This is a genomic window from Microbacterium deminutum, from assembly GCF_039530205.1.
Classification (GTDB): Bacteria; Actinomycetota; Actinomycetes; order Actinomycetales; family Microbacteriaceae; genus Microbacterium; species Microbacterium deminutum.
Genome location: NZ_BAAAOG010000002.1, coordinates 527,947 through 541,734, shown reverse-complemented (window position 1 = coordinate 541,734; position 13,788 = coordinate 527,947). Strand labels below are relative to the sequence as shown.

At 70.2% G+C, this 13,788-nt stretch carries 15 protein-coding genes and 1 tRNA gene; 4 read left to right on the top strand and 12 right to left on the bottom strand.

Features of this window, described 5'->3' with window-relative positions; translation table 11 throughout:
• Positions 1–70 precede the first annotated feature (70 nt).
• Positions 71–883, top strand: a complete 813-nt coding sequence (locus ABD212_RS08740) for a FadR/GntR family transcriptional regulator (RefSeq protein WP_344093458.1) — start codon at positions 71–73, stop codon at positions 881–883.
• Positions 880–1,653 (top strand): PDC sensor domain-containing protein, encoded by a 774-nt coding sequence (locus tag ABD212_RS08735; protein WP_344093456.1) that lies wholly within the window; start codon positions 880–882, stop codon positions 1,651–1,653. The genes ABD212_RS08740 and ABD212_RS08735 overlap by 4 nt, the downstream gene beginning before the upstream one ends.
• Before the next feature lie 8 nt (positions 1,654–1,661).
• On the opposite strand, the gene dcd is transcribed toward ABD212_RS08735, so the two are convergent.
• Positions 1,662–2,267 (bottom strand): dCTP deaminase, encoded by a 606-nt coding sequence (gene dcd / locus ABD212_RS08730; RefSeq protein ID WP_344093452.1) that lies wholly within the window; start codon positions 2,265–2,267, stop codon positions 1,662–1,664.
• A gap of 114 nt (positions 2,268–2,381) precedes the next feature.
• Here dcd and ABD212_RS08725 point away from each other — a divergent pair.
• Positions 2,382–2,455, top strand: a tRNA-Gly gene (locus tag ABD212_RS08725).
• Positions 2,456–2,722: 267 nt separating this feature from the next.
• Here ABD212_RS08725 and ABD212_RS08720 read toward each other — a convergent pair.
• From ABD212_RS08720 to ABD212_RS08710, 3 genes are all read right to left on the bottom strand, one after another.
• The gene (locus ABD212_RS08720) at positions 2,723–3,598 is read right to left on the bottom strand and encodes an EamA family transporter (protein WP_344093450.1); all 876 of its coding nucleotides are present in this window, start codon (positions 3,596–3,598) and stop codon (positions 2,723–2,725) included.
• Between the two features lie 10 nt (positions 3,599–3,608).
• Positions 3,609–4,889: a serine hydrolase domain-containing protein gene (locus tag ABD212_RS08715; RefSeq protein ID WP_344093448.1), complete on the bottom strand. Its 1,281-nt coding sequence runs from the start codon at positions 4,887–4,889 to the stop codon at positions 3,609–3,611.
• A 248-nt stretch (positions 4,890–5,137) separates the two neighbouring features.
• Complete coding sequence (locus ABD212_RS08710; protein ID WP_344093445.1) at positions 5,138–6,487, bottom strand: ATP-dependent DNA helicase; 1,350 nt, start codon at positions 6,485–6,487, stop codon at positions 5,138–5,140.
• A gap of 92 nt (positions 6,488–6,579) precedes the next feature.
• On the opposite strand from ABD212_RS08710, the gene ABD212_RS08705 reads away from it, so the two are divergent.
• Complete coding sequence (locus tag ABD212_RS08705) at positions 6,580–7,722, top strand: hypothetical protein (protein ID WP_344093442.1); 1,143 nt, start codon at positions 6,580–6,582, stop codon at positions 7,720–7,722.
• Between the two features lie 33 nt (positions 7,723–7,755).
• Here the strand turns inward: ABD212_RS08705 and ABD212_RS08700 are convergent, their stop codons facing one another.
• The 8 genes from ABD212_RS08700 to ABD212_RS08665 all read right to left on the bottom strand — a co-directional run bounded on the left by ABD212_RS08700 (position 7,756) and on the right by ABD212_RS08665 (position 13,744).
• The gene (locus ABD212_RS08700; RefSeq protein WP_344094131.1) at positions 7,756–9,669 is read right to left on the bottom strand and encodes a bifunctional copper resistance protein CopD/cytochrome c oxidase assembly protein; all 1,914 of its coding nucleotides are present in this window, start codon (positions 9,667–9,669) and stop codon (positions 7,756–7,758) included.
• A 227-nt stretch (positions 9,670–9,896) separates the two neighbouring features.
• Positions 9,897–10,184, bottom strand: coding sequence for an HU family DNA-binding protein (locus ABD212_RS08695; protein ID WP_344093440.1), 288 nt, complete (start codon positions 10,182–10,184; stop codon positions 9,897–9,899).
• Between the two features lie 197 nt (positions 10,185–10,381).
• Positions 10,382–11,500: an alpha/beta hydrolase gene (locus tag ABD212_RS08690; RefSeq protein ID WP_344093438.1), complete on the bottom strand. Its 1,119-nt coding sequence runs from the start codon at positions 11,498–11,500 to the stop codon at positions 10,382–10,384.
• Positions 11,501–11,635: 135 nt separating this feature from the next.
• The gene (gene rpsN, locus ABD212_RS08685; RefSeq protein ID WP_344093436.1) at positions 11,636–11,941 is read right to left on the bottom strand and encodes a 30S ribosomal protein S14; all 306 of its coding nucleotides are present in this window, start codon (positions 11,939–11,941) and stop codon (positions 11,636–11,638) included.
• Between the two features lie 3 nt (positions 11,942–11,944).
• Positions 11,945–12,115 (bottom strand): 50S ribosomal protein L33, encoded by a 171-nt coding sequence (rpmG, locus tag ABD212_RS08680; RefSeq protein WP_091485856.1) that lies wholly within the window; start codon positions 12,113–12,115, stop codon positions 11,945–11,947.
• On the bottom strand, positions 12,115–12,351 hold the full coding sequence (gene rpmB / locus ABD212_RS08675) for a 50S ribosomal protein L28 (protein WP_344093433.1): 237 nt from the start codon (positions 12,349–12,351) through the stop codon (positions 12,115–12,117). Before rpmB ends, rpmG begins: the two co-directional genes overlap by 1 nt.
• 287 nt (positions 12,352–12,638) lie before the next feature.
• Positions 12,639–13,328: a DNA-3-methyladenine glycosylase gene (locus tag ABD212_RS08670; RefSeq protein ID WP_344093431.1), complete on the bottom strand. Its 690-nt coding sequence runs from the start codon at positions 13,326–13,328 to the stop codon at positions 12,639–12,641.
• Positions 13,325–13,744 carry a Fur family transcriptional regulator gene (locus tag ABD212_RS08665; protein ID WP_344093429.1) on the bottom strand — a complete coding sequence of 140 codons (420 nt, stop codon included), beginning with the start codon at positions 13,742–13,744 and terminating at the stop codon, positions 13,325–13,327. The genes ABD212_RS08670 and ABD212_RS08665 overlap by 4 nt, the downstream gene beginning before the upstream one ends.
• Between the last annotated feature and the right edge of the window lie 44 nt (positions 13,745–13,788).

The window sequence follows — 13,788 nt, the reverse complement described above, 5'->3', positions numbered from 1 at the left end:
GTGTTACGGTCGTGTCACGGATCCGCGGGACCCTTGAGAATCCCCCAGCCCGCCGTCCGTGGGAGCGAAGATGCCGCAGGCCACCAGGAGCGGGGACGCGACGCACGCCGTCGTCTTCTCGCCGCTGGACGCGATCGGCCGGGCGGAGCTCGTCGAGCAGCGCCTCACCGACGCGATCGTGGCGGGCGTGCTGCGTGACGGCGAGCGGCTCCCCAGCGAGTCGGAGCTGGCGAAGAGCCTGGGCGTCGCGGTCGTCACAGCCCGTGAGGCGCTCGAGGGCATGCGTGACAAGGGACTCGTGCAGACGCGACGCGGGCGCGACGGCGGCAGCTTCGTGACGTACGACCGGGATGCCGCGGGCTGGCTGATCGATGCGAGGCTGCGTGACCTGAGCCGCATCGATCTTCGCGACCTCGCCCTGCATACGGCCGCGATCGCCGGGACCGCGGCGGAGGTCGCGGCCGATCGCGCCAGCGAGGACGACCTCGAGACGCTGCACGCGATCGACCAGCGGGCCGACCTCTCCACCGCAGGCGGGGCGCGTCGGGCGGTCGGACGATTCCAGCTCGAGGTCGCGGCTGTCAGCCAGTCGCCGCGCCTCGTTCATGAGGAGCTGCGTCTGCAGGCGGAAGCGGGGCCGCTCCTCTGGCTGTGCCTTCGCGAGCAGGAGTACCGTGACGAGAGCGGGCGCCGCCGCGCCTCGATCATCCGGGCCATCCGGGATGTCGATCCGGTGGCGGCCCGGGCCGCGACCGTCGCCCACATCGACGGCGCGCTCGGATGGCTGATCGACGAGAAGCTCCGGATCGAGGCATCCGCACACAGCAGCACCGATGGCCCCAGCCACGGGGAGTTTCCACCGATCGAGGAGGTCGCCGGATGAGCCCCACCGCGACGATGACCCCGGCGGAGGTCGCGGCGTACATCGCCGAGACCATCGACCCCGTCTTCGCGACGATCGACGCCTGGCGTGATGCCGTCGAACGTGAGCTGTCGCGGCATCCCGAGCCGACCGCAGCCGCGCTGGATCCGTTCGTCAGCGAACTGGTGCGGTCCGCGCTCGAGGGACCGGGACTGATCACGGGCGCTGGATTCGTGGCGACGCCGGGATATCTGGCCGACGCCCGCTGGCACCTCGCCTGGTGGCTCGCCGGCAACGGTGCACGCGACGCGGCGGGAGTGCGGCGCCTCGCGGCGGTCAGCGACCCCGAGAGCGAGGACTTCCGCGACTACACCGGGCTCGAATGGTGGCGCGTCCCCGAGCGCACCGGCTCGCGTCACCTGACCGGACCGTACGTCGACTACGTGTGCACCGACGACTACACCGTCACGATTACGACACCCGTCCGGGTGTCGGGGCGGATGGTCGGGATCGTGGGCGCCGACGCGTATGCCGCACGGCTCGAACAGGAGCTGCGGAAGGTCATCGGCGGCGCCGGAGCATCGTGTGCCGTCGTCAACGCGTCGGGACGCGTCGTGACCGCCACCGAATCCCGCCGCGAGCCCGGATCGATCCTGCGGCTGGCGGGCCTGGCCGATGCCCTCGCTCCGCTGCGCGATGCGGATCCCGGTGTGGTGTCGGCCGTCCTTCCCGGCGGGCAGAGCGTCCTGGCATGCGGCGACACGTCGCTCGCCCTCGTGGTCGGGATCTGACCTGCGGCTCAGTGCCCGAGCGAGCCCGCGTCCGAGACACCGACATCCGTGCGGTGGAAGTTCTGGAACGAGCGGGATGCCGTCGGCCCCCGCTGGCCCTGATACCGGTTGCCGTAGGGGCCCGAACCGTAGGGGTTCTCGGCGGGCGAGGACAGCCGGAAGAAGCACAGCTGCCCGATCTTCATGCCCGGCCACAGCGTTATCGGAAGTGTCGCCACGTTCGACAGCTCGAGGGTCACGTGTCCTGAGAACCCCGGGTCGATGAATCCGGCTGTGGAATGGGTGAGCAGGCCCAGCCGGCCCAGCGATGATTTGCCCTCGAGCCGCGCGGCGACATCGTCCGGCAGCGAGACCTGTTCGAACGTCGAACCGAGGGCGAACTCGCCCGGGTGCAGGATGAACGGCTCGTCGGGCGCGACCTCGATCAGGTGGGTCAGATCGGGCTGGTCGAGGGCGGGGTCGATGAACGGGTACTTGTGGTTGTCGAACAGCCGGAAGTACCGGTCGAGCCGCACATCGACGCTCGACGGCTGCACCATCTCGGGCTCCCACGGGTCGAGCCCGATGCGGCCCGCCGTGATCTCGCCACGGATGTCACGATCGGAGAGCAGCACGGTGTCAGCCTAGCGGCGGCGGCTTCGCTGCCGCCTCGACCGCCGAGCGGCTCGGCGCGGAGTCTGGCGTGCCAGACCGGTTTGCTATGCTGGCCAGGCGCCGCAAGGCCTGCCGGGGATGTAGTTCAATGGCAGAACTTCAGCTTCCCAAGCTGATAGCGCGGGTTCGATTCCCGTCATCCCCTCCAAAGCTCCGACGTGCCGCCGCAGGCGGTGCGGCGGAGCTTTCGTGCGGATGCAGTCGGAACCGATCCCGTTCGGGCGGGCCCCACCGCCCCGAGGCTCCGCCCGCCGACGCAGTCGGCGAGTGGAGTGGGCGGAGGCACGATTCCCGTCATCCCCTCCCCGAAACCCGCGTAATTCCGCGGAAGCTCGCCGAGATTCGCCACAGCACACCACGTGACGCCACCGCCATGTGAACACCGATGTGTACACCGGTGCTCCGCTGGGCACGGTCAGGCGAGCGGCTCGGCCGCTTCGCGCGCCGCGCGCGCCGACGACCGCACCGCGCCGATGCTCGCGGTGATGACCAGCGCGATGCCGACCAGCTCGAGCCACACGAGCGTCTGACCGAGGAAGACGAATCCGGCCAGCGCAGCTGTCGCCGGCGCGAGGCTCATCATGATGGCGAATGCGGCCGGCGGCAGCCGCCGCAAGGCGATGAGCTCGAACGCGTATGGGATCGTGGACGACAGCACGGCCACCGCAGCGCCCAGGGCGAGGATGTCGAGGCGCAGCAGCGCGGCGCCGGCATCCACGATCCCGAACGGCAGCGCCAGCAGCGCCCCCACGGTCATCGCGAGCGCGAGGCCGTCCAGCTTCGGAAATGCGCGGCCCACGCGCGAGGACGACAGGATGTAGAACGCCCAGCTCGTCGCGGCTCCGAGCGCGAAGAGCACGCCCAGCGGATCGAGGTCGCCCCAGCCGCCGCCTCCCAGCGCGAACACGCCGGCCAGCGCGAGCAGCGCCCACAGCCACGCCGATGCGCGGCGGCTCGCGACGATGGACAGCACGAGCGGCCCGAGCACCTCTATGGTCACCGTCACGCCCAGCGGCAGCCGTTCGAGAGCGAGATAGAAGAGGCCGTTCATCACCGCGAGCACCACGCCGAAGGCGATCACGGCCATCCATCCCTCGCGGGAGTGTCCTCTCACCGCGGGCCGCGCGATGATCAGCAGCACGAGGGCGGAGAAGACCAGGCGCAGCATCACCATGCCCAGGGGTCCGACCGTCGGAAACAGCAGCACGGCGATCGATGCGCCGACCTCCTGGCAGGCGAGCCCGGCTACCACGAGCAGAATGGCCGGAGTCGTCCCCCTGCGGGAGGTCACCACCGGTGGATCACTTGGCCGGGAGCGGGCACACGGCCGACTTCGCGATGAGGTCGTGGTACTGCCCGGCCGTCCACGGCAGTCCGGCCTCGGGCGCCGTCTGGCCGGCAGCCGCCGGGGTCTTGGACGCGATCGCCGCGAGCTGCCAGGCCAGATCGCCCGCGACGTCGCCTGAGGCTGCGGAGTTGTTCAGCACGAGTGCGACGGTGAGGCCGGACTCCCGGTCCGAGAACACCGCCGAGAGGTATCCGGGAACCGCGCCGAACTGACCGATGAGCGACCCGGCCTGGATCGTCCCTCCCGTCGCGGTGTACCACGCGGGTGCGGAGGCGTTCGCGGCGAGAGGATGTGCGAAACGATCCGTGCCCTTGGGAAGCAGGGCCCCTGTGGCGAGTGCCCGGCCGTAGCGGCCGAGGTCGGCGATGGTCGAGACGACCCCCGCATCGGTGAACCCGACGCTCGCCGAGAGGCTGGTGATGTCGAGGGGCTTGGCGCAGTTGTAGCCGTCCTTGCCTTTGAGCGTCTGGTAGCCCCTGAGCACCGGACCCGTCGTCACGAGCGTCGCGACGCTCGGAGCCGGCAGCTGCGTCCCGGTCAGGTTGAGTGGATCGGTGACGTACTGCGCGATCAGGTCCTGTGCGCTCCGGCCCGTCGCGCGCTCGAGTGCGAGGCCCAGCAGGACGTAACCGGCATCCGAGTCGCCGTACCTGGCGCCTGCCTTGAAGGCGCGCCGCTGCCCGAGACCGTAGCTCGCGAGTTCCCTCGGATCCCAGACCCGTGTCGGATTCGTGAGCCACAGCGGTCGGAGCTGGCGCGAGAACGAGCCGATGCCGGACGTGCCGTCGCACAGCTCCTGAAGGGTCACGCCCGTCGCCTCGGGAACCCCCGGCACGTACTTCGAGACATTGTCATCCAGCCGGACGGTGCCCTCGTCCGCCACCGAGAAGAGGATGTCGCAGGTCATCGCGCGGGTGATCTTCCCGGCTCGGAACTGCATGTCGGCGGTCACGGCCGCTCCGCCCGGGCTCTGGGTGCCGATGCCTGCGACCCAGCTGCCGCTCCACGGCGCCCACACCCCCACCACGGCGCCGGACGAGCCGCTCACCGCCATGGCGAAGTCGACGGCATCCTTCAGCTGCGTGACCGTCTCGTCGGAGAACGCGGCGTCCGACTGTGCGAGAGGACCGACGTCGACTCGCCGTTCGACGGCGCAGCCGGCGAGGCTGAGCAGCATCCCCAGGGCGGCGAGCACCGCCGCGGCGGCGCGCAGTCGTCTGGGCTGTGCTGGCATCTCACCCCCCGATGATCGTGCAATGAATTCAAACACATCCTCGCTGGTTCCCCCGACTCGATCCGCACTGTGGAAAGATGTCCTACCTGTTCGGCGACGGCGCTCTCGCGGGAGTCCTCGCGCACATGAATCGAGACCACGGTCCGGACACCTCCTCATCGCGAGGGCATCCGGTGCCGCGGACGCGATCGCGTCCCGCATGACCCCCGGTCGTTGAGCGAGGAGCGAAGCGACGAGACGAAACGCGCTCAGCGACCGAGACCGGCCATGAAACGCTGCACGTCCGGGTCCACGCGGATGTCGCTCGGCCGCAGCGGTCTCGACAGGTACAGGCCGTCGAGCGAGGTCAGCCGCGAGAGCGCGACGTAGGTCTGCCCCGGTGCGAATGCGCCCGATCCCAGGTCGATGACCGCACGGTCGTAGGTCTGCCCCTGCGACTTGTGGATCGTGACAGCCCACGCGAGGCGAAGCGGGAACTGCGTGAACTCGGCGACGATCTCCCGGGTGAGCGAGCGCGACCCGGCATCGTAGGCGTAGCGGAATCTCTCCCACACCGCCGGCTCGACGTCGAACTCCTCGCCGTCGACGTCCACCCGGACGGTTCCGCCCGCGATGCGGGTCACCGTGCCGATCGTGCCGTTCACCCAGCGCGGCGGATCGCCGAACGACCCGGTGTCGTTGCGCAGGAACATCACCTGGGCCCCCACCTTCAGCTGCAGCTCGCGATCGGCCGGGTACGCGGCATCCCCTCGACCGAAGTCGCCCGTGATCTCGGCGACGGCCGTCTGCGAGCGCCCCGAGAGCGCCTCCAGGTGGCGGCGATTGATGCTGTTCACGATGTCGTTGCGGGTCGCGAGCGTGATGAGTGGCGCTTCGCCGTCGACGGCTTCGGGGGGCGTCCGCGCACCCGTGTCGTTCAGGATCTGCGCGATGTCAGCGGTCACCCGGCCGTGACGGACCGCATTCAGCATCGCCTTGAACGCCGGGTCGGCCTGTCGATGGATGTCGACGAGTTCGCGGATGCGAAGTTCGGCGCCGTACGAGCCGACGTCGACGATGCCGTCGCCCCCGGCCTCGCCGACCCACACCTTCGCGTCGAAGAACCAGAACGAGCGATAGTGATCGTGGATGTAGTGCGCCTCATCACCGCGCGGCGGCACCGGGGCGAGCTGGTACGGATCGCCGAACATCACCACCTGAGCCCCGCCGAACGGCTCGGCCTTGCGCGCGCGCGCCTGCCGCAGCGCCCGATCGATCGCATCCATCAGGTCGGCGTTGACCATCGAGATCTCATCGATCACGAGTGTGTCGATCGCGTTCAGGATGCGACGGGTGGCGTCGGACTGGTCGATCTCACCGTTCGCGATCAGCCCGATCGGCAGCCGGAACAGCGAATGGATGGTCTGCCCCTCGACGTTGAGCGCCGCGACCCCCGTCGGTGCGCAGACGGCGATCTGCTTCGAGGTGTTCCACGCGAGGTGCTGCAGCAGCGTGGACTTGCCTGTGCCCGCCCGGCCGGTGACGAACACGTGGTCGCGGCCGTCTTCGATGAGCCGGAACAGCGCCTCCTGCTCGGCGGAGAGGGCGGGGGCGGTCACCGACTCATGCTAACGAGCGGTGGATGCCGGCGGGCCGACCCTCCACAGGATCGCCAAGGCTCCTCTCAGGGCTGCCTCCCTAGACTGGTGCCGTGGACCAGGGGGTGGTGGACACGGCGGACGGCCGCGCGTCGGCGACGCCGGCCCCCGCCGAGCCCCCGAGCGTGGGCGCCGAACCGGCACCCGCCTCGTCCTCCCGCCCCCGCCGGCAGCTCGCCGTCGACTTGAGCATCCTGGCGGTCGTCGGCCTCCTGCTGATCGCCGCTGTCGGTGCCGCTGCCGCCGCCATGTCCCGCGAGTTCTACAGTCCCACCGCGTTCGTCCAGCAGTACCTCGACCTGCTCGCGGGCGGCCGCGCCGCCGAGGCGCTGGCTGTTCCCGGCGTCACGGTCGACTCCGCTGCCCTAGAGGCGGCGGGCCTTCCCGCGAACGCGTCGCAGGCGCTGCTGCGCCGCGATGCGCTCGCATCGCTCACCGACATCCGGATCGTCTCCGAACACGCCGACGGCGATGTCACGCATGTGAAAGTCGCCTATCGCGCGGGGGCGTATCCCGGCACGACGACGTTCGATGTCGTGCGCGACGGTTCGGTCGGCCTCGCGCCGACGTGGCGGTTCGCCACGAGCCCGCTCGCGGTGATGGACCTCAAGGTCAGCGGGTCGATGAGCTTCGAGGTCAACGGGTTCACGATGGACAAGCGGCAGGTCTCTCCCGATGGGGTGGACGCCGATCCCGACGCGACCCTGCCGCTGCTCGTGTTCTCTCCCGGTGTGTATTCGGTCTCGGTCGACACGCCGATCTCCGCCACGCCCGGCGCCGCCGTCCTCTCGGACAGCCCGTTCAGCCACTTCCCTGTGGAGATCCGCGCGACCGCCACCGCGAGGTTCACGTCGCTCGTGCAGCAGCGGGTCGATGAGTTCCTCACCACGTGCACCACGCAGCAGGTGCTGCAGCCGACGGGATGCCCCTTCGGGCTCATCGTCGACGACCGCATCGCCTCGACGCCCGTATGGTCGATCGCACATCAGCCCACCGTCCAGATCGTGCCGGATGGGGCGAAATGGCGCGTCCCGCCCACCGACGCGGTCGCGCACATCGAGGTCGACATCCAATCGCTCTTCGACGGCTCCATCCGACACGTCGGCGAAGACGTGCCGTTCCTGGTCACCGGCTCGATCACGGTGCTCCCCGACGGCACCGCGACGATCGTCGTCGGCGGGCCCGACACGAACTGAGCGGATGCCGCCTTCGGCGCGCGTCGGCGCGGCTCAGCCGCCCGTGCGCGCGTCGCGCTCGGCGAGCGCCGCCAGACGTGCGTTGTAGGCCTGGAGCTCGGCATCCCCGGTCCGATCGGCGTGCCGATCGCGTCGGCGCTGATCGCGGGCGTCGCTGCGACTCCACTGGATCGCCACCGTGACCGCGAGGATGAGCGTCGGGATCTCGCCGACCGACCACGCCACGCCGCCTCCGGTGTACTGGTCCTCGAGCGGTGTCGCGCCCCACGTGCGGGCCATGGATCCGAACCACTCCGCGACCATCAGCCCCGACTGCGACATGATCGCGATGCCGAAGAACGCGTGCATCGCCATGATGCCGATCAGCAGCAGGAGCCTGCCCGGATACGGCAGGCGGTACGCGACCGGGTCGATGCCGATGAGCGTCAGCACGAACAGGTATCCCGTGATGAGGAAGTGCGCGGTCATCCACTCGTGCCCGAGATGGTCGTAGAGGGACCACCGGAACAGGTCCGTGAAGTAGAACACCCACAGCGACCCGATGAACAGCCCGGCCGCCACGAACGGGTTCGTCAGCACGCGGGCGACAGGCGAGTGCACAGCCCACAGGATCCATTCGCGTCCGCCCCGCGTGCCGTCATCCCGCTTGCGGACGGCCCGGGCGGCGAGCGTCACCGGCGCGCCGGCGACGAGCAGCATCGGGATCGCCATGGTGAGCAGCATGTGGCCCACCATGTGCATGCTGAAGAGGTAGTCCTGGTAGACGTTGACCACGCCGCCCGTCACCCATACGAGCAGAGCCAGTCCGGCCAGCCACACGACCGTGCGATAGACGGGCCACCCGTCGCCTCGCCGGTGCATCCGCCACACGCCGGCGAGGTAGAAGAAGGCTGCGAACCCGGCGAGGAGCGCCCACAGCAGGTCGATGTTCCAGGCGGTGATCCAGTCGACGGGCACGAGTTCGGGCGGCACGGGTGCGCCGGTGAGCCGCTCAGCCGGGGTCGGGGTCACCGGGGCGGTGCTGGCGGCGGGTGGCGGCGTCAGGGCGAGGCCGACGGCGGCGCCGGATGCCGCTCCCATGAGCGCGAGCTCGAGTGCGATGAGTCTCCAGAACCCACGCGATGACGCCTCCTCATCGAGGTGCGCGATCAGCCGCCGCCGGTACCACGCGCCGAGGCAGCCGAGCGCGACGATCGCGACGATCTTCACGCTGAGGATGAGGCCGTACGGCGAGAGGACGGCCTCCCACGTGCGCAGTCCGATCACCGCGCGGACGGTCCCCGAGATCGCCACGACGATGAACGCGACCAGGGCGATGCTCGAGTACCGGCCGAGTGCGGTCGCGCTGGCGGTGCGGCCGAGCGCCGGGCGAACCAGCACCATCAGCACGAGTCCACCCAGCCACACCGCGGCGGCGAGCATGTGCAGCACCAGGGCGATGACGGCCTCGTTGTGGTCCTTCTCGGCGCCCGAGTGACCCTGGGTGCCCATCGGGACGAGAGCCGCGAGAGCCAGGATCGCCACGAAGAAGGTCGCCGTCCACGACCGCACCGCGAAGGTCAGCACCGTGAGCGCCGCGCCGGCCACCGTCGTGATCAGCCAGGTGCGCCCGAGCTCGGTCTCGACGAGGAAGCGCCCCAGCTGCGCGCCGAATTCCGGGCCGGCGCTGATCGCCGGGTCGAACGCGTCGAGGAACGTGAGGAAGCCGGTCGCAGCCGCCGAGATGGTGAAGACCGCCGCGGAGACGGATGCCGCATCCAGCGCGATGTCGAATTCGCGCTCCCCCGCCCGCAGCGTGAACAGCGCGGTGACGAGAGCCCCGGCCATGCCCGCGGCCGAGAGGTTGACGAACAGCCGGGCCGTGGGCAGTCCCCAGCGCACTAGCGGCCCGGGATCGCCGATCGCCAGGGGTGCGGCCCCGCCGCCGTAGACGAGCGCCCACACCATGACCACCAGCGCGGTCGCGACGAGGATCACCGGCCCCGCGGCCCGCAGCGCGCCCGACCGGCCCGCGCGCCCCGCGGCCACCTGCGGCGCGTCGGTGCCGTGTGACGTGGACGTGGGGATCACCGTTCCAGCCTAAGCGCGTCTCGGCGACCCGCTCACTGAGGGGTGCGATACGTGCAGGAGGGGGATGCCGCGCTCGCGGCATCCCCCTCCTTGTGTGTCGTCGGCTACTTGACGGCGGCCTTCAGCTTCGAGCCCGCGGTGATCTTCACGCGCTGGCCGGCGGGGATCTTGATCTCTTCGCCGGTCTGCGGGTTGCGGCCGGTGCGGGCCGAGGTGCTCACCCGTTCCACAGCGAGCCAGCCGGGGATGGTGACCTTGGTGCCCGTGGCGACCGCTTCGGAGACGGTCGCGAAGAGGGAGTCGAGCACACCCGACACGGTGGACTGGCTCTGACCGGTCGCGCTGGCGATGCTCGCGACGAGTTCGGTCTTGGTGATGGACTTGTCGGCCATGTGGATTGTCCTCCAAGGGGGGCTCGATCGCCGCCCTTTTCATTGCTCGGACCGGAAGGCTCACGCCTCCGGCTGGTCGGATCGACCGCCTCGAATGTACCTGACTGCCGCACGATTCCGCGGATTTCTGCGGGTTTTCCGTAATCCACACGGCGTGTCGGGTGGCTGGTGTGGCTCGTGTGGCCGATGTGGCGGGTTCAGGCGTGAAGCCGGCGGAGTGCCGCGACGACATCGTCGTGCCAGCGTCGGGCGGCAGGGAGCGCGGCTGTGAAGATCGCGACGTCGTGGGTCACGCCCTGGTAGCGCACGACACTGGCGTCGACCCCCGCACGCCGCAGCGCATAGCCGTACGCATCCCCGTCGCCACGAAGCGGGTCGTACTCCGCGGTCAGGATCACCGCGGGCGGCAGTCCCTCATGCGAGGCCGCTCGCAAAGGCGACGCGTAGGGTTCGAGCCCGTCATCGGGGTGGGGCAGGTAGGTGAGCGCGACCGAGCGCAGTTCGCGCAGCGCGAGAGGGCGAGGGATGCCGAGCCCCCGCACCGCGCGAAGATCGAGGTGGTGCCCGGTGAGATCGACGACGGGGACCTCGAGAATCTGCAGCCGCAGCGGCAGCCCGGCACGGTCCCGGTTCATGAGGGCGACCGTGGCGGCGATGTTGCCGCCTGCGGAGATCCCGAGCACCCCGATGCGCATGGGGTCGATCGCGAGCTCCGGCGCGTTGCCGAACAGCCACAGCAGCGCCGCGTACGCCTGCTCGACCTGCACCGGGTAGCGGTGCTCGGGAGCGAGGGAGTAGTCGACCGCGGCGACCGCCACATGCGCGTCGACCGTGCGGCGGCGGAAGGCGGCATCCGTCGTCGGATAGTCGATTCCGCCGATGCGGAACGCGCCGCCGAAGAAGGCCAGCACCGCGGGCACCGGCGCATGTCCGACGACATCGGGGTAGTAGATGCGCACGCGGACGGTGGGATGCCCCGGAACCTCGACCTGATGCTCGACCGTGCGCACCTCCGGCCCAGGGGTTCCGACGGTCCGCAGCTCGCTGCGATCCCACGCCAGCGCCGAACGCCGATGACGGGCGCGGGCACGGGCGCGCGGTCCGAGTGCCGCGGATGCCTGTGCCTTGGCAGCGCGCTCGGCCCTGTCCGGTCTGGCCACCGGGGCCTCCGCCGGCGTGCCTTCGACGGGCGCGCTGGGCGTGCGCAGGAACCGCGTGAGGGTGGCGAGCCGCGTGCGCACCGTGCTCAGCGCCTGATCGAACAGGTACTTCCTGTGCAGTCGCAGGCGCTCATCGAAGAACGGATCCAGCGGCATCCATCGCTCCTCGTGGCATCTGTCATGCCGAGTGTAGAGCGCTGCAGGTCGCCCGGGACCGCCACGACACCAGCCCGAGACGGCGGTAGGCCCGGAATCCGTGAGGACGCCGGGCCTACCGCTATGGTGCTTCGCTTACCAGCTGGACTTGGTCACGCCGGGCAGCTCGCCGCGGTGGGCCATGTCGCGGAAGCGGACACGCGAGATGCCGAACTTCGTGAGGACACCACGGGGGCGGCCGTCGATGACGTCGCGGCTGCGCAGGCGCACGGGCGAGGCGTTGCGGGGCAGCTTCTGCAGGCCCACGCGAGCGGCTTCGCGCTGCTCGTCGGTCGACTCCGGCGACACGAGCGCCTTCTTCAGCTCGGCACGCTTCGCGGCGTAGCGGTCGACGACCGCCTGGCGCTGCTGGTTGCGCGCGATCTTGCTCTTCTTGGCCATGGATCAGCGCTCCTCTCGGAATTCGACGTGCTTGCGGATGACCGGGTCGTACTTCTTGAGCACGATGCGGTCGGGGTTGTTGCGGCGGTTCTTGCGCGTCACGTAGGTGTAACCCGTGCCGGCGGTCGAACGCAGCTTGATGATCGGACGGATGTCCTGAGCCTTCTTGGCCATCAGAGCTTCACACCCTTCGCGAGGAGGTCCTTGACGACGGACTCGATGCCGCGGGCGTCAATGACCTTGATGCCCTTCGCCGAGACGTTCAGCTTGATGCTGCGTCCGAGCGACGGAACGTAGTAGGTCTTCTTCTGCACGTTCGGGTCGAAGCGTCGCTTCGTCCGGCGGTGCGAGTGCGAGATGTTGTGACCGAAGCCGGGAACTGCTCCAGTCACCTGGCACACTGCTGCCATGGTGATGTCTCCTTAATACCGTGAGGCCGGACGGCCCCACCCAAGATCCCTTGTCTGCACCCCCGCAGGGGTACGAACTGCGTGCTGGAGTGCGCGCAGACAAAGAGTCAGTCTAGCACGCGGGATGCTGTCGCCTTGACCGCGGGTGAGTGCCGGTGATGATCCCGAGATGGAGGGGCGCGTTTCGTCTCGCTGCGCTCGCTCAACCACCGGGGGGCGGCTGCGCTCGCTCAACCACCGGGGGTGCGGCTGCGCTCGCTCGAGGATCGGGAAGGCGCCGCGGCCGGTCAGCGAGCCGCGGGAGGCGGCGCCGCGCCGCGGCCCCAGCGGAACGGAGACACGGTCGGGTCTCCGGGAATCCAGAACCGCCACGGATAGGCATCCGTTCCGGCGACTCCCGCGACCCCGACCCTGGGCCCCGCGGCGGATGCGGCTGCCGGCTCTACCGTCAGGAAGATGCGCGCCACCGCCCCGTGCCACTCGGCCCCGGTGATCGCGTCGATGCCGTCGTGGATCGGATGCCGCAGGCCCACGGCATCGCCGAGTCTGCCCGGTCCGCGCGCGAGGTCCCGGGCCGTCCTGGCGGCCCGACGGCGGCGGGCCGCGGCATCCCGCCCCTCGACGATCTCTCCGGCACGCAGCAGGATGCCGCCCGCCACCCCCTCCCGGCCGCACACGACATTCACGCAGGAGTGGATGCCGTGGCTCAGGTAGACGTACAGGTGGCCGGGCTCGCCCCACATCGTCGCGTTGCGTGGCGTCGGCCCCATCCGGGCGTGCGAGCCCGGATCAGGCAGCACCCCGGTGCCGAGCCCGTGGTAGGCCTCGACCTCGGTGAGTCGCACGGTGACCGTCTCGCCTTGAACGGTGGTCGTGAGGCGCGCACCGAGGAGCCGGGGCGCGACGTCCGCGGGCAGACCGGCGAAGTCGTCCCTCGTCGCAGGTCGATGATCGTTCGCCCCGGTGAGCGCGATCACGCGCGGACGTCACGCTCGCTCGCGCGTTCCGCCGCGCAGGACTCGCAGAGCCCGAAGATGTCGACGACGTGCTCTGCCTGGGTGAAGCCGTGCGCGGCCGCGGTGCGCTGCGCCCATTGCTCGACATCCGTTGCGGCGATCTCGACCGTCAGCCCGCAAGAGCGGCAGATGAGGTGGTGATGGTGTCCGGGCGAGGTGCACGCGCGAAAGAGGTTCTCGCCCTCGGGACTCTGCAGCGAGTCCGCCTCGCCTTGGGCGGCGAGCCCGGCGAGCGCGCGATAGACCGTGGCGAGCCCGATCCCGGTGTCGTCCTCACGCAGCGTGGCGTAGAGCGTCTGAGCACTGACGAAGCCGCTGGCGTCGGCCAGGGCCTCGCGGACGCGCTCGCGCTGCCAGGTGTTGCGGTGCACCGTCACGGTGGCGATTCTACTGGCGGGGCTGGTCGGGCCGGCGGGAGACG

Coding starts and splice junctions, on each gene's coding strand:
- ABD212_RS08695 (WP_344093440.1), bottom strand. CDS start 10,184: ATGGCCGACAAGTCCATCACCAAGACCGAACTCGTCGCGAGCATCGCC.
- rpmG (WP_091485856.1), bottom strand. CDS start 12,115: ATGGCCAAGAAGGCTCAGGACATCCGTCCGATCATCAAGCTGCGTTCG.
- rpsN (WP_344093436.1), bottom strand. CDS start 11,941: ATGGCCAAGAAGAGCAAGATCGCGCGCAACCAGCAGCGCCAGGCGGTC.
- ABD212_RS08715 (WP_344093448.1), bottom strand. CDS start 4,889: ATGCCAGCACAGCCCAGACGACTGCGCGCCGCCGCGGCGGTGCTCGCC.
- ABD212_RS08740 (WP_344093458.1), top strand. CDS start 71: ATGCCGCAGGCCACCAGGAGCGGGGACGCGACGCACGCCGTCGTCTTC.
- rpmB (WP_344093433.1), bottom strand. CDS start 12,351: ATGGCAGCAGTGTGCCAGGTGACTGGAGCAGTTCCCGGCTTCGGTCAC.
- ABD212_RS08690 (WP_344093438.1), bottom strand. CDS start 11,500: ATGCCGCTGGATCCGTTCTTCGATGAGCGCCTGCGACTGCACAGGAAG.
- ABD212_RS08735 (WP_344093456.1), top strand. CDS start 880: ATGAGCCCCACCGCGACGATGACCCCGGCGGAGGTCGCGGCGTACATC.
- ABD212_RS08700 (WP_344094131.1), bottom strand. CDS start 9,669: ATGGTGTGGGCGCTCGTCTACGGCGGCGGGGCCGCACCCCTGGCGATC.